Annotated in this window: 18 protein-coding genes and 1 tRNA gene; 13 read left to right on the top strand and 6 right to left on the bottom strand. The window is 68.3% G+C overall.

Going from position 1 to position 21101, the window contains the following annotated elements; translation table 11 throughout:
- The first annotated feature begins 102 nt into the window (after window positions 1-102).
- The 11 genes from ABDC25_RS14355 to ABDC25_RS14305 all read left to right on the top strand — a co-directional run bounded on the left by ABDC25_RS14355 (window position 103) and on the right by ABDC25_RS14305 (window position 14413).
- Window positions 103-861 carry an HAD-IA family hydrolase gene (locus ABDC25_RS14355; RefSeq protein ID WP_347123318.1) on the top strand — a complete coding sequence of 253 codons (759 nt, stop codon included), beginning with the start codon at window positions 103-105 and terminating at the stop codon, window positions 859-861.
- Window positions 858-3362 (top strand): glycosyl hydrolase family 65 protein, encoded by a 2505-nt coding sequence (locus ABDC25_RS14350; RefSeq protein WP_347123316.1) that lies wholly within the window; start codon window positions 858-860, stop codon window positions 3360-3362. The genes ABDC25_RS14355 and ABDC25_RS14350 overlap by 4 nt, the downstream gene beginning before the upstream one ends.
- Before the next feature lie 45 nt (window positions 3363-3407).
- On the top strand, window positions 3408-5711 hold the full coding sequence (locus ABDC25_RS14345) for a DNA polymerase III subunit gamma and tau (RefSeq protein WP_021199141.1): 2304 nt from the start codon (window positions 3408-3410) through the stop codon (window positions 5709-5711).
- Window positions 5711-6304 carry a recombination mediator RecR gene (recR, locus tag ABDC25_RS14340; RefSeq protein ID WP_021199140.1) on the top strand — a complete coding sequence of 198 codons (594 nt, stop codon included), beginning with the start codon at window positions 5711-5713 and terminating at the stop codon, window positions 6302-6304. Before ABDC25_RS14345 ends, recR begins: the two co-directional genes overlap by 1 nt.
- Entirely contained in the window at window positions 6301-7218 is a 918-nt protein-coding gene (locus ABDC25_RS14335) for a DMT family transporter (RefSeq protein ID WP_347123313.1), read from the top strand. The genes recR and ABDC25_RS14335 overlap by 4 nt, the downstream gene beginning before the upstream one ends.
- Window positions 7219-7456: 238 nt before the next feature.
- Window positions 7457-8737, top strand: coding sequence for an aspartate kinase (locus ABDC25_RS14330; protein ID WP_167255679.1), 1281 nt, complete (start codon window positions 7457-7459; stop codon window positions 8735-8737).
- Window positions 8738-8917: 180 nt separating this feature from the next.
- Window positions 8918-9988: an aspartate-semialdehyde dehydrogenase gene (locus tag ABDC25_RS14325; protein WP_021199137.1), complete on the top strand. Its 1071-nt coding sequence runs from the start codon at window positions 8918-8920 to the stop codon at window positions 9986-9988.
- Window positions 9989-10071: 83 nt separating this feature from the next.
- Window positions 10072-11544, top strand: a complete 1473-nt coding sequence (locus tag ABDC25_RS14320; protein ID WP_347123310.1) for a malate:quinone oxidoreductase — start codon at window positions 10072-10074, stop codon at window positions 11542-11544.
- Window positions 11545-11553: 9 nt separating this feature from the next.
- On the top strand, window positions 11554-12207 hold the full coding sequence (locus ABDC25_RS14315) for a thymidine kinase (RefSeq protein WP_021199135.1): 654 nt from the start codon (window positions 11554-11556) through the stop codon (window positions 12205-12207).
- Between the two features lie 213 nt (window positions 12208-12420).
- Window positions 12421-13143, top strand: coding sequence for a GntR family transcriptional regulator (locus tag ABDC25_RS14310; protein ID WP_136024965.1), 723 nt, complete (start codon window positions 12421-12423; stop codon window positions 13141-13143).
- 10 nt (window positions 13144-13153) lie between these two features.
- A complete protein-coding gene (locus ABDC25_RS14305) occupies window positions 13154-14413 on the top strand; it encodes an alpha-hydroxy acid oxidase (RefSeq protein ID WP_029258715.1) in 1260 nt (419 codons plus the stop codon).
- A 42-nt stretch (window positions 14414-14455) separates the two neighbouring features.
- On the opposite strand, the gene ABDC25_RS14300 is transcribed toward ABDC25_RS14305, so the two are convergent.
- The 6 genes from ABDC25_RS14300 to ABDC25_RS14275 form a co-directional block, all read right to left on the bottom strand.
- A complete protein-coding gene (locus tag ABDC25_RS14300; protein ID WP_167255685.1) occupies window positions 14456-15298 on the bottom strand; it encodes a DUF1295 domain-containing protein in 843 nt (280 codons plus the stop codon).
- A 52-nt stretch (window positions 15299-15350) separates the two neighbouring features.
- Entirely contained in the window at window positions 15351-16106 is a 756-nt protein-coding gene (locus ABDC25_RS14295; RefSeq protein WP_167255688.1) for an HAD-IIB family hydrolase, read from the bottom strand.
- Entirely contained in the window at window positions 16103-16579 is a 477-nt protein-coding gene (locus ABDC25_RS14290) for a VanZ family protein (protein WP_021199130.1), read from the bottom strand. Before ABDC25_RS14290 ends, ABDC25_RS14295 begins: the two co-directional genes overlap by 4 nt.
- 67 nt (window positions 16580-16646) lie before the next feature.
- Window positions 16647-16723, bottom strand: a tRNA-Pro gene (locus ABDC25_RS14285).
- Between the two features lie 55 nt (window positions 16724-16778).
- Window positions 16779-17720, bottom strand: a complete 942-nt coding sequence (locus ABDC25_RS14280) for a metallophosphoesterase (RefSeq protein ID WP_167255690.1) — start codon at window positions 17718-17720, stop codon at window positions 16779-16781.
- Window positions 17711-20275 carry a transglycosylase domain-containing protein gene (locus tag ABDC25_RS14275; RefSeq protein ID WP_029258710.1) on the bottom strand — a complete coding sequence of 855 codons (2565 nt, stop codon included), beginning with the start codon at window positions 20273-20275 and terminating at the stop codon, window positions 17711-17713. The genes ABDC25_RS14280 and ABDC25_RS14275 overlap by 10 nt, the downstream gene beginning before the upstream one ends.
- A gap of 89 nt (window positions 20276-20364) precedes the next feature.
- On the opposite strand from ABDC25_RS14275, the gene ABDC25_RS14270 reads away from it, so the two are divergent.
- Both ABDC25_RS14270 and ABDC25_RS14265 read left to right on the top strand, forming a co-directional pair.
- Window positions 20365-20589, top strand: a complete 225-nt coding sequence (locus tag ABDC25_RS14270; protein ID WP_021199127.1) for a hypothetical protein — start codon at window positions 20365-20367, stop codon at window positions 20587-20589.
- Window positions 20586-21044 carry a RidA family protein gene (locus tag ABDC25_RS14265; RefSeq protein WP_021199126.1) on the top strand — a complete coding sequence of 153 codons (459 nt, stop codon included), beginning with the start codon at window positions 20586-20588 and terminating at the stop codon, window positions 21042-21044. Before ABDC25_RS14270 ends, ABDC25_RS14265 begins: the two co-directional genes overlap by 4 nt.
- Window positions 21045-21101 lie beyond the last annotated feature (57 nt).

Below are 21101 nucleotides of genomic sequence, written 5' to 3'. Positions count from 1 at the left end.
GATCCTCCCGCAGGGGTTACCCCGCGGTGCGCGACCGCATTACGCTTGCACAGTGGCACGGAGAGGTGCCGGCCCGACGATCGCCCTTCTCCTGGAGGCTCTGTGCCTGAAGCACTGCCCGACCTGTTCCACGCCGACGGCGTGCTCTTCGACCTCGACGGCGTGCTCACCCCGACGGCCGAGGTGCACATGCGCGCCTGGAAGGCCGTGTTCGACGATGTGTTCACGCGATGGGGGATCACTCCGCCGTACACCGATGCCGACTACTACGACTACGTCGACGGCAAGAAGCGCTACGACGGCGTCGCGAGCCTGATGCACAGTCGCAACGTCGAACTGCCGTGGGGCGACGTCGACGACGACCCCTCGGCCGAGACCGTGTGCGGTATCGGCAACCGCAAGAACGCCGCGTTCGCCGCATCGCTGCGCGGCCAGGGGATCGCGCCGTATCCCGGCTCGCTCGCACTCGTCGAGAGCCTGCATTCCGCCGGAGTCCCGCTCGGCGTGGTGTCGAGCTCCAAGAACGCCGAAGAGGTCCTGGGGGCCGCGGGCCTGCGCTCCTTCTTCCGGATCGTCGTCGACGGCGTCGTGGCCGAACGCGACGGACTCGCCTCCAAACCCGCCGCCGACATGTTCGCCGCCGGTGCCGTCGCCCTCGGGATCGACCCCGCCCGTGCGGTCGCCGTGGAGGACGCCACGTCCGGCGCCGCCTCCGCTGCCGCGGCCGGCTTCGCAACCGTGGTCGGCGTCGACCGTGGCACGGGTGCCGACGCCTTGCGCGCGGCTGGCGCCACCGTCGTGGTCGACGACCTCGCCGTCCTCCTTCCCTCTTCCCGCACCGACATCCCGGAGACCGCATGATCGACCGCGACCGCTTCCCCGTCGACCCGTGGCGTCTGATCGACACTCACTACTCGGAGGAGGGCGTCGGAGAGACGCTGTTCTCCGTCGGCAACGGCTATCTCGGCCTGCGCGGCAACCACATCGAGGGTCGCGGCGCGCAGGAGCACGGCACGTTCATCAACGGCCTGCACGAGACCTGGCCGATCCGTCACGCCGAGCAGGCCTACGGCTTCGCAGAGGTCGGGCAGACGATCGTCAACGCGCCGGATGCCAAGGTCATGCGCGTGTACGTCGACGATGAGCCGGTCTCGCTGGACGACGCCGATGTGCGCGAGTACCGGCGCACACTCGACCTGCGCACCGGCGTGCTGGAGCGCCACGTGGTCTGGGAGACGCCCTCGGGCAAGCGCGTGCGCATGCGGGACGAGCGCATCGTCAGCTTCGAGGAGCGTCATCTCGCCGTGCTGCGCCTCGAGGTCGTGGTCGAGAACGCCGACGCGCCCGTCACCATCAGCTGCCAGCTGCTCAACAGGCAGGACGGTGCGGGCGTCTACGCGGGCACACCGATCGGCACGAAGGCCGCGGCGTTCGACCCCCGCAAGGCCGAGAAGATCGCCGACCGCGTGCTGGAGCCGGCCGAGCACTGGCAGGACGGGCTGCGATCCGCGCTCTCCTATCGTGTCGCCGATTCGGGCATGACCGTCGCCGTGGTCGCCGATCACGTCGTCGAGACCGAGAACGAGTACAACGCCCGCACGCTGGTGGAACCGGACATCGCCAAGAACGTGTTCCGTGTGCAGGCGAAGGCCGGCGTGCCGATCACCGTGACCAAGCTCGTCAGCTACCACACGTCGCGAGGCGTGCCCCCGCGCGAGCTCGTCGACCGCTGCCGTCGCTCGCTCGACCGGGCGGCGGACGAGGGCGTCGAGACCGTGTTCCGTCGGCAGCGGGAATGGCTCGACGCGTTCTGGGAGCGCAGCGACGTGCAGATCGGCGGGCGCGACGACCTGCAGCAGGCCACCCGCTGGTGCCTGTTCCAGCTCGCCCAGGCCTCGGCGCGTGCCGACGGCGCCGGAGTCCCCGCCAAGGGCGTCTCCGGCTCGGGATACAGCGGGCACTACTTCTGGGACACCGAGATCTACGTGCTCCCGTTCCTCACATACACCTCGCCACGCTGGGCGTACAACGCGCTGCGCGCCCGTGTGCGCATGCTCCCGGCCGCACGTCGTCGGGCCGCGCAGCTCAACGAGGCGGGGGCACTCTTCCCCTGGCGGACGATCAACGGCGAGGAGGCATCGGCCTACTACGCGGCCGGCACCGCGCAGTACCACATCAACGCCGACATCAGCTTCGCCCTGGGCAAGTACGTGCGTGCGACGGGGGACGAGGAGTTCCTGCGTCGGGAAGGCGCCGACATCGCGATCGAGACCGCCCGGTTGTGGGCGACTCTCGGCTTCTGGCGTGCCTCCCGGTTGATCGAAGGCATGCCGGGGGAGGGTACCGAGACGTTCCACATCCACGGCGTCACCGGCCCCGACGAGTACACGACGGTCGTGAACGACAACCTCTACACGAACGTCATGGCGCGCTACAACCTCCGCTACGCGGCCAAGATCGTGCGCGAGATCAGGGAGGGCTATCCCGACGACTACGTGAAGCTGGTCGACCGCACCGGCCTCGGCCCCGGCGAGGCCGAAGCCTGGGATCGCGCCGCAGAGGCCATGTACATCCCCTACAGCGAGGGCCTCGGCATCCACCCGCAGGACTCCCTGTTTCTTGAGCGTGAGGTGTGGGACCTCGCCAATACGCCCGCCGATCAGCGTCCGCTCCTGCTGCACTTCCACCCCCTCGTGATCTACCGGTTCCAGGTGCTCAAGCAGGCCGACGTCGTGCTGGCGCTCTTCCTGCAGGGCAATCACTTCACGCCAGAGGAGAAGAAGGCGGACTTCGACTACTACGACCCGCTGACCACCGGCGACTCGACTCTCTCGGCCGTCGTGCAGTCGATCCTCGCCGCCGAGGTGGGGTATCAGGACCTCGCGCAGAAGTACTTCGAGCAGTCGCTGTTCGTCGACCTGCACGACCTGCACCACAACGCGGCGGACGGCGTGCACGTCGCTTCCGCCGGCGGGGTGTGGACGGCTCTGGTGTGCGGTTTCGGCGGGATGCGCGACTACGCCGGCGAACTGAGCTTCGACCCGCGGCTTCCGGCGAGCTGGCCGTCGCTGTCGTTCCCGCTGCAGTGGCAGGGATCGACGCTGCACGTGACGGTGACTGCGGCCGAGCTGCGGGTGCAGGTGAGGAACGGACCCCCCGTTCCCTTCAGCGTGCGAGAGACCGCGTACATCGCGACCGTCGACGACGAGGTCGTCGTGCCGCTCGCGGATCAGGGTCCCCTGCTCCCCGGTCGTCCGACGCTCCGACAGTTCGCCGACGCTCGACGCGAGGACGGCACGCGCATGTCGGCATCCGTTCCCGTGATCACGACGACGATCCCGGTGATCGAGACGATCGACTGATGCTCGGGCCCGCCGAAGGTCGGTGGCACGCCGTAGGCTGTTGAGGTGACCACAGCCCTCTACCGCCGCTACCGACCCGAGACGTTCGGCGAGATGATCGGGCAGTCCCAGGTGACCGATCCGCTCATGACGGCGTTGCGCGGTGACCGGGTCGGCCATGCCTATCTGTTCTCCGGCCCCCGCGGGTGCGGCAAGACCACGTCCGCGCGCATCCTGGCGCGGTGCCTGAACTGCGCCGAGGGGCCGACCGACGTGCCCTGCGGCGTCTGCCCGAGCTGTGTGGAGCTGTCGCGGGCCGGCGGCGGATCACTCGATGTCGTCGAGATCGACGCGGCGAGCCACAACGGCGTCGACGACGCGCGCGACCTGCGCGAGCGGGCGACATTCGCCCCCAGCCGCGACCGGTACAAGATCTTCATCCTCGACGAGGCGCACATGGTGACGCCCCAGGGCTTCAACGCGCTGCTCAAGCTCGTCGAAGAGCCGCCGGAGCACGTGAAGTTCATCTTCGCGACCACCGAGCCCGAGAAGGTGCTGGGCACGATCCGCTCGCGCACCCACCACTACCCGTTCCGGCTCGTCCCGCCGGCCGCGATGCTCGAGTACGTCGCCAAGCTGTGCGCCGAAGAAGGCGTGATCGTCGAACAGGGTGTCCTTCCGCTCGTGGTCCGCGCCGGCGGCGGCTCGCCCCGTGACACGCTCTCGCTGCTCGACCAGCTGATCGCCGGCTCCGACGCCCCCGCAGGTTCGGAGACGGTCACCGTCGGCTATGCGCGCGCCGTCTCCCTGCTCGGGTACACGCATGCCGCCCTCCTCGACGAGATCGTCGACGCGCTCGCCGCGGGCGACGCGGCGACCGCGTTCCCCGCGATCGACCGGGTCGTGCAGACCGGGCAGGACCCCCGTCGCTTCGTCGACGATCTGCTCGAGCGTCTGCGCGATCTCATCGTGATCGCGGCGGTCGGCGCCGGCGCATCCGCCGTCCTGCGCGGTATCGCCGAAGACGACCTGGAGCGCATGCGCGCCCAGGCCGCAGAATTCGGCTCCGCACGCCTCTCGCGCACGGCCGACGTGGTGAGTGCGGCACTCGACGACATGTCGGGAGCCACATCTCCGCGCCTGCATCTCGAGCTCATGGTCGCACGGGTGCTCGCGGGAGCGACGGATGCCGCCGTGGCTGCGCCCGCGCCGGCGGGGGAGCGTACCGCGGTTCCCGCCCGACAGGTCGCGACCCCGGCAGCGTCGGCGCCTTCCGCGTCATCCACGATCGGGGCTTCGGCCGGTTCATCGGCTCCCGCGGCCCCGGCGGCGTCTGCGGCTCCCGTCAGCCCGGCCGCTACCACGCAGACGCCGGAGCCGGTCGTCGTCGAATCCGCTCCTGCTTCGGCTGCCCAGACTCGGGTCGTCGAGCAGGCGGCGAGCGAGAGCGTCGGTGCGGTATCCGACGGTGCCGCACCGGAACCCGCGGCTCCTGCGGAACCCGCGGCTCCTGCGGCATCGCAGGGACCGGTCACGTTCGAGCGCATCCGCGCCGCGTGGCCCGCCGTGCTGACGCGGCTCGAGAGCATCAGCCGCACGTCCTGGCTGCTGGCCACGGCCGTGCAGCCCCTGGCGTACGTCACCGAGACCGAGGTGCTCACGCTCGGATTCACCAGCCAGCACGATGTCGCCAAGTTCAAGGGCACGACCCCGGGCTCAGGGCCTTCCGACCACCTGCGTTCCGCGATCGAGAACGAGCTCGGCGTCCGCGTGAAGTACCTCCCCGCCCCGATGCCGACCGGGGGTGCCCCGCGCCAGCCGGCGTCGTCCGGATCCTCGGCACCGACTGATTCCGCTCCCGCATCGGAGCCTGCGTCAGCGCGTTCCCCTCGTTCGCAGGTCCGTGGCGCGTCCGCATCGTCGGTGACGGAGTGGGCCGTCGCGTCGATTCCGACCGCGAACGAGGAGTCGGTGCGCGACGCTCCGATACCGTCCGCGCCGCTCCCCGTCGACGATGAGCCCGAAGAGGTCGAGGCAGCGGCCTCGGCACCGGTTCCCCCGTCCGACGGCGTCATCGATCGCGACGAGCCGCCGCTGCCCGGCGACGACGAGGCTCCGGCCTACGACGATGAGCCTCCGTACGACCCCTCGTACGAGCCGCCGGCCGACCCGTCCGTGTCGCGCGGGGCTGCTCCCGACCGGTCGGCGCCGCAGACGCAGCGCACGGCCGTCGCCACTCCGCCGGTCGTCATCGAGCGTTCGCCCTCCGTCGGAGGAGTGCAGCGCTACGGTGAGGCCGTGATCCGCCAGGTGCTCGGCGCGACATTCCTGCGCGAAGAGCCCTACGAGCCCCCGACGAGGTTCTCCTGATGTACGACGGCATCGTTCAGGAGTTGATCGACGAGTTCGGTCGGCTCCCCGGCATCGGCCCGAAGTCCGCGCAGCGGATCGCGTTCCATATCCTGCAGACGCCGACGTTCGACGTCGCCCGTCTCGCTGAGCTGCTCAGTGAGATCCGTCTCCGCGTGCGGTTCTGCGAGATCTGCGGCAACGTCGCCGAGCAGGAGCGTTGCGCCATCTGCCGCGACCCGCGTCGCAGCCAGGCGCTGATCTGTGTGGTCGAAGACGCCAAAGACGTCGCCGCCATCGAGCGCACCAGGGAGTTCCGGGGCCTCTACCACGTCCTCGGCGGAGCGATCAGTCCCATCGCCGGCATCGGACCGGACGACCTGCGCATCGCCCAGCTCATGACCCGCCTCGCCGACGGCACCGTGCAGGAGGTCATCCTCGCCACCAACCCCAATCTCGAGGGGGAGGCGACTGCGAGCTACCTCAGCCGCCTGCTGACGACGATGCAGATCACGGTCTCCCGTCTCGCTTCGGGCCTGCCCGTCGGCGGCGACCTCGAGTACGCCGACGAGGTCACCCTCGGTCGCGCCTTCGAAGGCCGGCGCATCCTGTGAGCCCCCACACGGGCTTCTCACGTCGTGGCTGGCTCCTCTTCGGTGCTATGGCGCTGCTGTGGGGAGTTCCGTATCTGTTCATCAGCGTCGCGGTCGAGTCCTTCTCGCCACCGGCGATCGTGGCGGGGCGCACGCTCATCGCGGCTCTGCTGCTGCTGCCGTTCGCCCTCCGCAGCGGCGCGCTGCGTGCCGCTCTGAAGCACTGGCCGTGGGTGCTCGCGTTCGGCGTCGTCGAGATGGCGGGCCCCTTCCTGTTGCTCGGGCACGCCGAGATGACGCTGCCCTCCGGCATGACGGGCCTGCTGGTGGCGACCGTGCCGCTGTTCGCCGCTCTCATCGCCCTCGGCGGTGGCGACCGCGGCGTGCTGCGGCCGGCCCGCGGGATCGGTCTGCTCGTCGGGTTCGTCGGTGTCGCGGTGGTGGTCGCGGGCCCCGGGCTCTTCGGTGGTGAGGTCAGTCTTCTCGCGGCCGGCGAGGTGCTGCTGGTCGCGGTGCTGTATGCGACCGCGCCCTTCATCGTCGCTCGCAAGCTCAACGATGTGCCGTCCCTCGGCACCATCACCCTCTCTCTTCTCATGATCGGGATCTTCTACCTCCCGATCGGGCTGCTCACTCAGCACGAGGTGCCCACTCTGCCGTCGATCGTCGCGCTGCTCGCGCTCGCCGTGATCTGCACGGCGGTGGCCTTCCTGGCCTTCTTCGCGCTCATCCGCGAAGTCGGTCCGGTGCGCGCGCCACTGTTCACCTATGTGAATCCGGTGGTCGCGATCGTCCTCGGAGCCATCGTCCTCGCCGAGCCGTTGACTCCCGGCCTGCTGCTGGGCTTCCCGCTGATCATCATGGGGTGCTGGTTCGCCGCCACAGGTGGTCGGCTGCGCCCGGTCTCTCCCCAGGCTCTCCCGCCCTCCCTCTGAGCCGCGCCCCGCACCTCCTGCCGCGCACCTCCCACTCCGAGTCGTCGAGTGCACGGCTTGCCGCCGAGTGCACGGCTTGCTCATGCGAACATCCCGTGCACTCGGCGATATCCCGTGCACTCGACGCACCGCACTCGACGCACCGCGACGCACGCGGCCTGACACATGCGCAACGGGGCATACGCGCCGATCGTAGAATGAGCGTGGGCGGATCCGCCCGTCATCCCAGGGAGTGATCGTGGCCCTCATCGTGCAGAAGTACGGCGGCTCGTCCGTCGCCGACGCAGAGAGCATCAAGCGCGTCGCCAAGCGCATCGTCGATACGCGTCGTGCCGGGCACGACGTGGTCGTCGCTGTGAGCGCCATGGGCGACACCACCGACGAGCTGCTCGATCTCGCCAACGAGGTCGCACCGATTCCCGCGCCCCGTGAACTCGACATGCTCCTCTCCAGCGGAGAGCGCATCTCGATGGCGCTGCTGGCCATGGCGATCCACTCCATGGGCTTCGAGGCGCGGTCGTTCACGGGCAGCCAGGCGGGCATGATCACCGACTCGCAGCACGGTGCCGCCCGCATCGTCGATGTCACGCCCGTGCGTCTGCGCGAAGCTCTGGACGAGGGCGCGATCGTGATCGTCGCCGGGTTCCAGGGCTTCAACCGCGACACCCGTGACATCACCACGCTCGGTCGCGGCGGGTCCGATACCACCGCCGTCGCCCTCGCCGCCGCGCTCGACGCCGATGTCTGCGAGATCTACAGCGACGTCGACGGCATCTTCACCGCCGATCCGCGCGTGATCCCGAAGGCACAAAAGCTCGATCATGTCTCGAGCGAGGAGATGCTGGAGCTCGCCGCCAACGGGGCCAAGGTGCTGTACATCCGCGCCGTCGAGTACGCACGCCGTCACGGCGTCCTGATTCACGCTCGGTCGACGTTCTCGTCGGCCGAGGGCACATACGTTCTGGGCGAGGGTATGAAGAACCCCCGCGAAGCCGAGGGAGCAGTCATGGAAGAACCGATCGTCGCCGGCGTCGCCACCGACTTCAGCCAGGCCAAGATCACGGTCGCGGGTGTGCCCGATGTGCCGGGCAAGGCCGCCGAGATCTTCAAGATCGTCGCGAAGTCGGGCGCGAACGTCGACATGATCGTGCAGAACGTCTCGGCCACCGGGCGCACCGATATCTCCTTCACCGTCCCCAAGGCGGATGCGGCGGCCGCCCTCAAGGCCCTCGCCGGGGAGCAGACCGAGGTCGGGTTCCAGAACCTGATCCACGACGACCAGATCGGCAAGCTGTCGGTCGTCGGTGCGGGCATGCGCACGCACTCGGGTGTCTCCGCCACCCTCTTCGAGGCGCTGTCGGCCGGGGGGATCAACATCGAGATGATCTCGACCTCGGAGATCCGCATCTCGGTCGTGCTGCGCGACACCGACCTCGCCGAGGCCGCGCGCACCGTGCACACCGCCTACGGACTCGACGGTGACGCCGAAGCCACGGTCCACGCCGGCACCGGCCGCTGATCTCCGCCGTTCATCGCCGTTTTCCTGCCGACTCCGTGCCCCATCGGGACGCAGCGCCGGCAGTTCGTGAGACCACGGTAGACTCGCCGAAACCCTGACACCGGCGCCTGGCGCAGCTTCATCACCCCGACGCCGCGCCCGAAGCCTCGTACGCAGTACCGCACGACGCCAAGGAACATCATGACCCGCATCTCCGATTCAGGACTCTCCGTCGCCATCGTCGGCGCCACCGGCCAGGTGGGCACCGTGATGCGCGAGATTCTCGCCGAGCGGTCGTTCCCGATCCGCGACCTGCGCCTGTTCTCCTCCGCGCGCTCGGCCGGCACGGCCATCGAATTCGGTGGCGCGACGGTCATCGTCGAAGACGTCGAGACGGCGGATGTCGCGGGCATCGACATCGCCCTGTTCTCGGCCGGTGCCACCGCGAGCCGCGCTTATGCGCCGCGCTTCGCCGCCGCCGGCGCCGTGGTCGTCGACAACTCCAGCGCCTGGCGCATGGACCCCGAGGTCCCGCTCGTGGTCAGCGAGGTCAACCCGCACGCGATCGACGAGCGCCCCAAGGGCATCATCGCGAACCCGAACTGCACCACGATGGCCGCGATGCCGGTGCTGAAGGCCCTGCACGCCGAGGCCGGTCTCGAGCGTCTGATCGTGTCGACCTACCAGGCTGTCTCCGGCTCCGGCCTCGCCGGTGCCCAGGAGCTCCTCGGCCAGGTCGAGGGCGTGCTCGCACAAGGCGACACCCTCCGCCTCGTGCACGACGGGTCGGCGGTCGACTTCCCCGAGCCCGAGAAGTACATCGCGCCGATCGCGTTCGACGTGATCCCGTTCGCCGGCAACCTCGTCGACGACGGCGACAACGAGACCGACGAGGAGAAGAAGCTCCGCAACGAGAGCCGCAAGATCCTCGAACTCCCGGACCTCCGTGTCGCGGGCACCTGCGTGCGGGTGCCGGTCTTCACGGGGCACTCGCTGTCGATCAACGTCGAGTTCGCCGGCGACATCACGCCCGAGCGTGCGCGCGAGGTGCTGAGCGTCGCTCCCGGTGTCGTGCTCGACGAGGTTCCCACCCCGCTGCAGGCCGCGGGGAAGGACCCGAGCTTCGTCGGTCGCATCCGCGCCGACCAGTCCGCCCCCGAGGGCAAGGGGCTCGTGCTGTTCCTCAGCAACGACAACCTGCGCAAGGGGGCGGCGCTGAACGCCGTGCAGATCGCCGAGATCCTGGCAGAGCGCCTGGCGGTCATAGCCTGACGGTATCCCCGCGATGTGGAAGCGGTCTGACCGGGCCGTGCCGCATGGTCGGCGGTGGCGTGCCCGCGAACTAGACTGGTTCGGTGACTGAAAACGTCGATGTCGTCCTGATCGGCGGTGGCATCATGAGCGCCACCCTGGGTACTCTCCTGCACGAGCTGCAGCCGGAGTGGAAGATCGTCGCCTTCGAGCGACTCTCCGAGGTGGCTCAGGAGAGCTCGAACCCGTGGAACAACGCCGGCACGGGGCACGCCGCACTGTGCGAGCTGAACTACATGCCGCAGCAGGGTGATGCCCCGCTCGACCCCGCCAAGGCGGTCTCGATCAACGAGCAGTTCCAGCAGAGCCGGCAGTTCTGGTCGTCGCTGGTGGAGAAGGGCGTGCTCGATGCGCCGTCGACCTTCATCAACGCGACGCCGCACATGACGTTCGTGCGCGGTGAGAAGGATGTCGCGTACCTCAAGAACCGGTACGAGGTACTCAAGAAGCAGCCGCTGTTCGCGGGCATCGAGTACAGCGAGGATTCCCGCGTCATCAACAAGTGGGCGCCGCTCCTCATGCAGCAGCGGGTGAAGGGCGAGCCGTTCGCCGCGACCCGCGTCCCCGCGGGCACCGACGTCGATTTCGGCGCCCTCACGCACCAGCTGTTCGACCATCTGACCGACTCCGGCGTCACGCTGCGCACCAACCACGAGGTGCGCAGTCTGAAGAAGCAGAAGGACGGTACCTGGCTGGTCAAGTACCGCAACAGCATCGGTCACACCCCGAGCGAGGTCAAGGCGCGCTTCGTGTTCGTCGGGGCCGGCGGCTGGGCTCTCAAGCTGCTGCAGAATTCCGGCATCCCGGAGATCAAGGGCTACGGCGTCTTCCCGATCGGCGGCCAGTTCCTCAAGACCACCAACCCGACGATCGTCGCCCGGCACAAGGCGAAGGTGTACTCGCAGGCGTCGGTGGGTGCTCCGCCCATGTCGGTCCCGCACCTCGACACGCGTGTCGTCGACGGCGAGGCCTCGCTCATGTTCGGGCCGTTCGCGACCTTCAGCCCGAAGTTCCTGAAGAACGGGTCGATGCTCGACATCGTCTCGCAGGTGCGCGCGCACAACCTGCTGCCGATGCTGCAGGTGGCGGTGAAGAACCCCGATCTCATCACGTATCTCATCAGCGAGCTGCTGAAGAACCACGCCAAGAAGGTCGACAGCCTGCGTACGTTCATGCCGACTGCGAAGGACGAGGACTGGACGCTCATCGACGCCGGCCAGCGCGCCCAGGTCATGAAGAAGGACCCGAAGAAGGGTGGCATCCTGCAGTTCGGCACCGAGGTCGTCGCGGCGGCCGACGGGTCGATCGCGGGTCTGCTCGGTGCTTCTCCGGGCGCCTCGACCGCCGTGCCGATCATGCTCGATCTGCTCAAGAAGTGCTTCCCCGCGGAGTACCCGGGTTGGGAGCCCGAGCTGCGCGCGCTGATCCCCACGTTCGGCGAGAAGCTGAACGAGAATCCGGAGCTCGCCGAGAAGTCGACCGCAGCGACCGCAGCCGCACTCGGCATCAACGTCTGAGGTCGCACCGTGGCGAAGCTCTACTTCCGCTACGGCGCGATGAACTCCGGAAAGTCGACCGCCCTGCTGCAGGCCGCCTACAACTACGAGGAGCGCGGGCAGCACGTGCTTCTCGCGAAGCCGGCGATCGACACCAAGGGGGCATCCGAGATCGAGAGTCGACTCGGCGTCACCCGTCGGGTCGACTTCCTGATCGATCCCGATGACGACGCGCGTGCGATCTTCGCCGCACATCGCGGGCGCATGCAGCATGCGTCGGACGACGAGCTGCTGCCGGAAGGGCCGAGCGACGTCGCCTGCCTGCTGATCGACGAGGCGCAGTTCCTCACGCCGACCCAGGTCGATGATCTCTTCCGCATCGCGGTGGTCGACGGAATCCCGGTCATCGCCTACGGCATCCGCAACGACTTCCTCACTCATGCCTTCCCCGGATCCGCGCGACTGCTCGCGATCGCGCACTCGCTGGAGGAACTCAAGACCATCTGCCGCTGTGGGCGGAAGGCCGTGTTCAACGGTCGCGTCGTCGGCGGACGGTTCGTGTTCGACGGCGACCAGGTCGCTATCGACGAGGGCGCGACCGGATCGGCCTCGCCGGAGCTGACCACCTATGAGTCGCTCTGCGGTACCTGCTACCTCGAAGAGTCCGGTGGTCGCCTGGGCTGAGGCCGGCCCGATCCGTCGAGGCGCCCGTCGGCCGCTGCCGTCGCGCAGCCGTGCACAATCCAGGAAGACAGTCGGCCCCGTGCCGCGGTGAGCCGTCTGCGACGCACGTCGTCGTCTTCTTCCTGAGGTGCGCACGCGGGGCGGGGATCGAGCGTGCCTGTTTGCGTGGTCTGACCACACGCGATACTCTGTGGTCAGACCACAGGAGGTTCGATGACCGACCAGCCGGCGCGCGCATGGCGACTCGTGCTCGAGCACATCGAACGCGACCTCCTCGACGGCCGTCTCGGCCCGGGTGATCGTCTCCCGTCCGAGCGTGATCTGGCATCCGAACTCGGCGTCGGACGCTCGAGCGTGCGCGAGGCGTTCCGGGTGCTCGAAGTGATGGGGCTCATCCGCACAGCGACCGGCTCGGGCCCGCAATCGGGCGCCATCGTCATCGCCACCCCCACCGGTGGCATGTCAGCGCTGCTGCGGCTCCAGGTGGCGGCGCAAGGCTTCCCGCTCGACGACGTCGTGCGCACGCGTCTGGTGCTCGAAGACGCGGTCGTCGCCGCGATGGCAGGCGCCCCCGAGCGCGACACGGACCGCGCCCATGAACTGCTCGCCGCGATGGACGCCCCGGGCCTCGCCCCGTCGGAGTTCCTCGCCCTCGACGCGCAGCTGCACCTCTCGCTCGCCGAGGCCAGCGGAAACACGGTCATCGCCGCGATGATGGCGGGTCTTCGTTCCTCGATCGAGTCCTATGTGCAGGCGGGCGTCTCCGCGATCGCCGATTGGGGGGCGATGGCGACGCGGCTTCGCGCCGAGCACCACGCACTCGTCGCGGCGATCGATGCCGCCGACGTCGAGACAGCGCGTTCCCTGGTCCACACGCACATCACCGGCTACTACACGTCCGCGGGCCTGACCCGTGAGATCCACCCCCAGATCTGAGAGGCACATCATGGTGCAGCGCCAATTCCCCAACCCCGTCGAGCTCCTCGAGCTGATGAAGTTCAAGAAGCCCGAACTCGACGGTCGCAAGCGACGGTTGGAGGGTGCTCTCACGATCGATGATCTTCGCCTGATCGCCAAGCGCCGCACGCCGAAGGCCGCGTTCGACTACACCGACGGCGCCGCCGAGGGCGAGCTGTCGCTCACGCGCGCACGTCAGGCGTTCCAGGACGTGGAGTTCCACCCCGGGATCCTGCGACCGGCGCCGACCGTCGACACCAGCGTCGAGATCCTCGGCGGTCCGTCCGCTCTGCCGTTCGGAATCGCCCCGACCGGGTTCACCCGTCTGATGCAGACCGAGGGGGAGACGGCGGGCGCGGGCGCCGCGGCCGCCGCCGGGATCCCGTTCACGCTCTCGACCCTCGGCACCACTTCGATCGAGGGCGTGAAGGCCGCCAACCCGCACGGACGCAACTGGTTCCAGCTCTACGTCATGCGCGACCGTGAGATCTCCTACGAGCTCACCCGTCGCGCCGCCGCCTCGGGGTTCGACACCCTGCAGTTCACGGTGGACACCCCGGTCGCGGGAGCGCGTCTGCGCGATAAGCGCAACGGGTTCAGCATCCCGCCGCAGCTGACCCTCGGCACGATCATCAACGCGATCCCGCGCCCATGGTGGTGGTATGACTTCCTCACCACCCCGAAGCTCGAGTTCGCCTCGCTCAGCACCACCGGGGGGACCGTGGGCGAGCTGCTGGACGCCGCGATGGACCCCACGATCAGCTATGACGATCTCGCCGTCATCCGCGATATCTGGCCAGGCAAGATCGTGATCAAGGGCGTGCAGAACGTCGAGGACTCGGTGCGTCTGCGCGATGCCGGAGTCGACGGGATCGTCCTCTCGAACCACGGTGGCCGCCAGCTCGACCGTGCACCGATCCCGTTCCACCTGCTTCCCGAGGTGCGCAAGGCCGTGGGCGACGACTTCACGGTGATGATCGACACCGGCATCATGAACGGTGCGGACATCGTCGCCGCGGTGGCGCTTGGAGCGGACTTCACGCTGATCGGACGGGCGTACCTCTACGGTCTGATGGCGGGCGGACGTCAGGGTGTCGACCGCACGATCGCGATCCTGCGCAGCGAGATCGAACGCACGATGCGCCTGCTGGGTGTCGCCTCGCTCGCCGAGCTCGAGCCCGCGCACGTGACCCAGTTGACCCGCTTGGTTCCCGTGGCCCGCGCCGCCGCGGAAGCCCGCGTGCACTGAGCCCTGCTCGTCCGGATCTGACCGGGAGGTGGCCACGTCGTCTCAGGACTGCGTGGCCACCGCCCTGGTGCGTGGGGGCCACGGCACCAGCATCGACGTGGTCTTGCGGTACTGGGCGTACGCCGGATACTTCGACGCGGTGATCGACTCGGTGAAGATCGTCGAGCCGATGAAGAGCACGGTCAGCAGAGCCGGACCGACGATCGTCGGATTCAGCACCCCGCCGATGACGCCGGCTCCGCCGGTGACCGCAGCCGTCGCTCCGATCGCGTAGAAGGCCCACCACTGCGCCTGCTCGAAGAAGAAGTTCGGGTGCCGGCTGTATCGGAAGAGGCCCGTCGTGGCGAATCCCGGTGCGAGCGTGCCACCCGCCTGCTTCTTCCGCTGATGGAACACCCACTGCTGCTGATCGGCGATCGTCTCTCCGACGAGGAAGGCGACGAATGCGGCGATGAACAGCGCGTCCCACCCGGTGAGGGCCGAAGGGTGCTGTGTGGCGACCAGCGTCGGCAGCGTGATGAGCACGAGCAGTGCCATCTGATAGCAGATGATGAACAGCGCGTTGAAGATCTGGAACTGCCAGGGCCGCATCCGCCCACGCAGGATGGCCCAGCGGTAGTCCTCCATCCCGGTGTAGCCACCCTTGCGGGCGAAGTTGAAGGTCAGGCGTGCGCCCCACGCGGTGGCGAGCACACCCATCACGACCACACGCGCCGACCCGTCACCGTTCACGAAAGCACCGGCGACGAAGATCCAGACGTAGGCCACCGGCACGATCGACCACGCGCGGTCGACCCAGGAGGTGTCGCGGGTGATCAGGGAGAGCACCCAGCAGACGGCGCTGGTGGCCGCGGCGACGATGATGACGATCAGCAGGGCATCCATGACGCCATGCTAGGACTCTCGCGGAGGGTCGCGCAGCGCGACACCGCGAAGGTCAGAGCGTCAGCAGGAGCGCGTCGAGCTTGTCGGCGGTGTCTTCCCAGCCGTCGACGGCGATGGCGGGAACACCGATCGCGAGCACGGGGTAGTCGTTGCCCCCCTCATCGAGCCGGTCGCCGTAGAACAGCATCTCGGTGAGGGCGATGCCGGTGTGCGCGGCGAGTTGCCGCATCCCGAAGGCCTTGTCGATACCGGCTTGGGTGATGTCGATCGAGGTGGATCCGCCCGAGCGCACCTCGAGACCGGGAAGGCGTGCGGCGACCGCATCCCGCAGCGCAGCTCGCTTGGCGCCCGTCGGGTCCCAGTCGTGCTTCGCTTCGCGCGGCGCACGCTGACCGAGCGCCGAGAAGGTGATCTGCGATCCGCGGTCCTCGAGGATGTCGCCCCACGGCTCGGCCTCCCACAGTCCGAGGCGCTCGGCCTCTTCGCGCAGAGCCGTGAGGGCCGCCTGCTTGTCGGCCTCGCTGAGATCGTGGGCGTAGACCGGGGCGAAGTCCGTGCCGTCGTGGCGGAGGTAGCGGGTGCCGCAGGTGGGCAGGAGGTGCAGCCGGGCGAGATCGGAGGGGTCAGCGTTTCCGAGCTGTGCGATCACCTGCGAGCGGAACTGCGCCTCGTTCCCTCCGGAGATGATGGCGACGTCGACGGTGCGCAGCAGAGTGCGGAGCAGCGCGGCGATCCGCGGGTCGATCAGGCCCTTGGAGGGGGCGAGCGTGTCATCGAGATCGAAGGCGACGAGTGTGGGCGCGGTCATGATGTCTCCAGCCTAGAAGGTGGACGCTGGGAGGATCTCGGGGCGATCAGCAGGGTGAAGGCGACCGCGACGGCGACGCCGATGATGGCGCCCGTCGAGTTGGCGACGACATCGTTCACGGTGGCCGCGCGGTGGGGGAGAGCCACACGTTGGGCGATCTCGATCATCGCTGACAGCAGCGGCCCCACCAGCACAGCGAGGAACCAGATACGACGGGGGAGGAGTAGGAAGGCGAGGATGCCGACCGGCACGAAGACGAGCACGTTCGCGATGATCTCGAGCCGGGTGAAGTCGAGCCACTCCCAGCCGAGACGGTGAGCTGTGGCGAGCACGAGGTCGAGCAGATTCGGCATCGACTCCTCGACCTTCGACGGCGTGAGGGTGAGAGCGGCGAGGCCGATCAGGAAGGGGACACCGAGGGCGATCGCCCAGGCCCGGGTGAAACGGCGCGGCGGCGGGAGCAGAGAGTTCATGCGTTCCCTTTCGTGCACGGTCCCGGTACAGAGAAGGCCGCCCCTGAGGGCGGCCTTCCGGTGTTACTGGTCGGGGTGACAGGATTTGAACCTGCGACCTCTTCGTCCCGAACGAAGCGCGCTACCAAGCTGCGCCACACCCCGTTTGCAACCCTCCGAGTCTACAGGGAAATGTTCCCTGCGCCGAATCGAGGCCGGATCACACCTGTGCGGTCAGAGTGAGCAGCGTCGCCTCGGGGCGGCAGGCGAACCGGACCGGCGCGTAGATGGAGTGTCCACACCCCGCGCTGACGTTGAGCGGCACAGTGCGGCCGCCGTGCGACCAGGTGCTGAGCCCCTTGGCCTGCTTGAGCGGGATGTCGCAGTTCGCCACGAGAGCCCCGTACCCGGGAATGCACACCTGACCGCCGTGCGTGTGGCCACCGAGGATCGCATCGGCACCGAGATCGATGAAGCCGTTGAGCACCCGCTGATACGGCGCGTGCGTGACGCCGAGGACGGGCGTCGCTGCGTCGCGGGCACCGAGAGCCGCGATGGCATCGGGAAGCTCATCCAGACGGTCCCAATCGCGGTGAGCGTCGTCGACACCGAAGAGATCGACGTCGCTGCCCGCGATGTTCAGCCGCGCCGCAGAGTTGTTGAGCTCGGTCCAGCCCAGCTCGTCCGCGAAGTACCGATCCATCGCGTCCGTGTCGAGAAGCTCCGGCTTGTGGTGCTTCTTGGACGGTCCGAGGAAGTAGCGGAAAGGGTTCCGCGGAGACGGCGCGGCGACGTCGTTCGAGCCGTGCACGAACACGCCGGGGATGCCGGCGAACGGAGCGAAAGCGCGCCGGATGCCGTCGAGTCCGTTCTCGTGGCCGAGATTGTCCCCGGTGTTCACGATGAGGTCGGGCTTCAGCTCGGCGAGGGAGGCGAGCCAGTCCTGCTTGCGATGCTGCCACGGCGCCATGTGCGCATCGGAGATGTGCAGGATACGCAGCGGTGCGGCACCGGGCGGGAGAGCCACTATTGAGGCCTCGCGCACGGTGAACAGGTACCGCTCGATCCCGATCCCCCAGATGGCGGCGCCGGCACCCACGGCCCCCACCGCGCCGAGCGCGATGAGGGCCGGGTGCGCGCCGCGACGGGCCGCTACTGGCACGTCACACGCACGGCGGTGGACTTGCTGGCCGCGGTGCCGGGCGCAGGGTCGGATCCGCCGACGACGGAGGTCGGTGGATTGCAGGAGTTGTCGAATTCGATATTCGTGAATCCTGCGGCACCGAGCGCGGCAGAGGCTTGGGCTCTCGACATCCCGACGAGATTCGCCGGGACGGTCGTGCCCTGTCCGTTGCTGGTCGTGAGGGTCACCGTCGCGCCAGTGGCCGCCTCCCCGGTCGGATCCTGGCCGGCGACCAGGCCGACGGCGAGGTCGCTGTCCACTGCTCCTCCGACAGAGACCTGGAAGCCGGCGTCCGTCAGGATCGCGGTCGCTTCCTCGACGGACTTGCCCACGACACTCGGAACCGTCGTCAGCTGCTGTCGGGTGAGCTTGCCATCGGGCTTCGGGAAGGCGTCTCCACCGTACGCAGCGTTCGCTGCGGCCTGCGCGGCCTGCGCCACCGGGTAACGCATGTCGTTGAGGTTCCAGCCGTTGGCCCTCTTGCGGTAGATGTTCTCCTGGCCCTGCCAGCGGCCGGCCCAGACCGCCGTGGCGACCTTGGTGCTGGACTCGATCATCATCGTCGACCAGGTGTCGTGCGTTCCGGTCTTGCCGATCAGCGGCGTGCCGTCGTTGGGGTTCGCCCGGGAACCGGTGCCGCCGCCACCCATGACGCTCTGCAACGCGAAGGCGGCCGTCGCGGCGACCTCGGGAGAGATCACTCCGTCGGTGCACGACGATGCCGGCAGTTCGCGGTCCTGACCGTCGGGGCCGACGACGCGATCGATCGCGCGCGGTGTGCAGTACTTCCCACCGCTCGCGACGGTCGCGTAGGCGTTCGCCATCGCGAGGGGGGAGATGTTCTTCGGGCCGAGCACGTCGAAGGGCACGTTCTCGTCGGTGACCTTGTCGCCGTTCGCCAGCGTGACACCCATACGGTCGGCGACCTTGTTGATGTCGCAGATATCGAGCTTCGACGCCATCGCGAAGTAACCACTGTTGAGCGAGTTCTTCGTGAAGCTCAGCACGGATCCGGTTCCACCGCCACCGCCACCGAAGTTGCCGATCTCCTTGGTGTTGGCGTTCTGCTTGGCTCCGCAGACGGGGATCTTCAGGTTCGTCTGCACGCTTCCGTTGAGAACCTCGTTGACGGAGTGGCCCTTCTCGAGCCAGTCGATCAGCGTGAAGAGCTTGTAGGTCGAGCCGACCTGGAAGCCACCCGAGTTCCCGTGGTTCTTATCGCCCGCGAACACCAGGGAGGAGTAGGCCTGATCATCGGTGGGAGTCTCGGTGAAGGTCGTGTTCTGCGTCATGGAGAGGATTCGGCCGGTGCCGACCTCGACCGAGACGCCGGCCGCCCCGAAGTACTGGTTGTCGGCGTTGGCGGGAACAACCTCGGCCATCTTCTCGGCGGCAGGGTTCTGGATGCGGTAGTCCAGCGTCGTGTAGATCTTGAGGCCACCGCGGCGGAGCAGATCCGTCCGCTCCTGCTGGGTCTTGCCGAAGGCCTCGTCGTTCAGCACGATCGACTTCACGTACTGGCAGAAGTAGGCGCTCGTGCCTGCGGAGGCGCATCCCTGCGTCGGTGGGTTCAGCGCGGGGGCGATCTCCGAGGCATCGGCTTCGTCGTACTGCGCCTGCGTGATCTTGCCGTCCGTGAGCATGCGCCCGAGCACGTAGTGTCGGCGGTCCTTCGTGAGCGAGTATCCGTCCGCCGCAGTGTTCAGGGCGACGCCCTCGGCGTTGGTGGTCGTGCCCTGTTCGGCCTTGTCGATGCGATACGTGTTGGGGTTCTGCACGATGCCCGCGAGAGTCGCCGACTGCGCGACCGTGAGGTTCGCCGCGGTCGTCGAGAAGTAGTAGTTCGCGGCGGCCTCGATGCCGTACACAGTGCCACCGAAGTTGGCGATGTTCAGGTAGCCGAGCAGGATGTCGTTCTTCGAGAAGTCCTTCTCGATCTGGATCGCGTAGCGCATCTCCTGCAGCTTGCGCTCGATGCCCTTGGCCCCGGTCGCGTTGGTCGCATCCTTCCAGCACTGCTGGAGGTCCTCAGAGTAGGTGTCGGACGTGGTGTCGACCTCCTGCTCGCACTTCTGGATGAGGACGTTCTTCACGTACTGCTGGCTGATGGTCGACGCACCACGGCTGGACGTGCCGCGTACGTTGTCCACCAGAGCCTTCACCGTGGCGCCGATGTTGACGCCGCCGTGGCTGTAGAAGTTCTTGTCCTCACTCGAGAGGATCGCGTCGTACAGGTTCGGGGAGACCTGTTCGTACGTCACGGGGACACGGTTCTGCTCGTAGAACGACGCGAGTTCGACCTGGGATCCGTCGGGGGCGGTCGCGTAGATGGTCGACTGCTCCATCGGCGTGCTCGGGTCGAGGCTCTCGGGGAGCTGATCGAAGAGCGTGAGGGCCTGGGTGCCTGCGAGACCGGTCATCGCGAGGACCGGAGTGACGCTGGCCGTGACGAGGAGACCGGCGACGGCGCTCAGGCCGACGAGCCCGACGAGACCGCCGAGCACGCCTCTCACCGTGCGATTCTTTTGGGGCATACGCTTGATCGTAGGGGAGTTCCCTGAATACCGCCTTTGACGAGCCCGCCCCGGATCTCGGGTGTCGTGCCCCGATCGACAGGAGTGCCATGACCACGTGGGAGTACCTCACCACGCCGCTGCTGATCCACAACACCGCAGCCATCCTCAACAACTGGGGCAAGCAGGGCTGGGAGCTCGTCCAGGTCGTGCAAGGCCCCGAGGGCGGGCTCGTCGCCTACTTGAAGCGCCCCGTAACGTCGGACGCGTCGACGAACGCCGGTCTCGCAGCCGCAGAACAGGCCGCCCGTCAGTTCGAGGGAGGCCAGGCATGAGCGTCTCCGCCCGTCTTGCCGAACTCGGCATCGAGCTCCCGGCCGTCGCTGCCCCGGTCGCCGCCTACGTCCCGGCGGTCGTGCACGGCGGTCTCGTCTACACCTCCGGGCAGCTTCCGTTCGTCGACGGTGCGCTTCCGGCCGTCGGCAAGGTCGGCGGCGAGGTCTCCGCCGAGGACGCCAAGTCCTACGCCCGCACCTGCGCGCTCAACGCCCTCGCCGCGGCAGCGGATGCGGCCGGCGGGATCGATCGCATCGTCGGTGTGCTCCGCGTCGGCGGCTTCGTCGCCTCGGCGGAGGGCTTCACCGGTCAGCCCGGCGTCATCAACGGCTCGAGCGAGGTACTCGGTGAGATCTTCGGCGATGCCGGGCGGCATGCCCGCGCGGCCGTCGGCGTCGCCGAGCTTCCGCTCGGCAGTCCGGTCGAGGTCGAGGTCGCCTTCCTCCTCGCCTGAGCGCCGGTCGGCGGCACGCGGTGTCGCCGTGAACGAGCAACGCGCCTCCCCGAAGGG

It is taken from the genome of Microbacterium sp. SY138 (assembly GCF_039729145.1).
Taxonomy (GTDB): domain Bacteria; phylum Actinomycetota; class Actinomycetes; order Actinomycetales; family Microbacteriaceae; genus Microbacterium; species Microbacterium maritypicum_A.
Note: the sequence above shows the minus strand (reverse complement) of the source record. Positions and strands in the feature narration are given on the sequence as shown.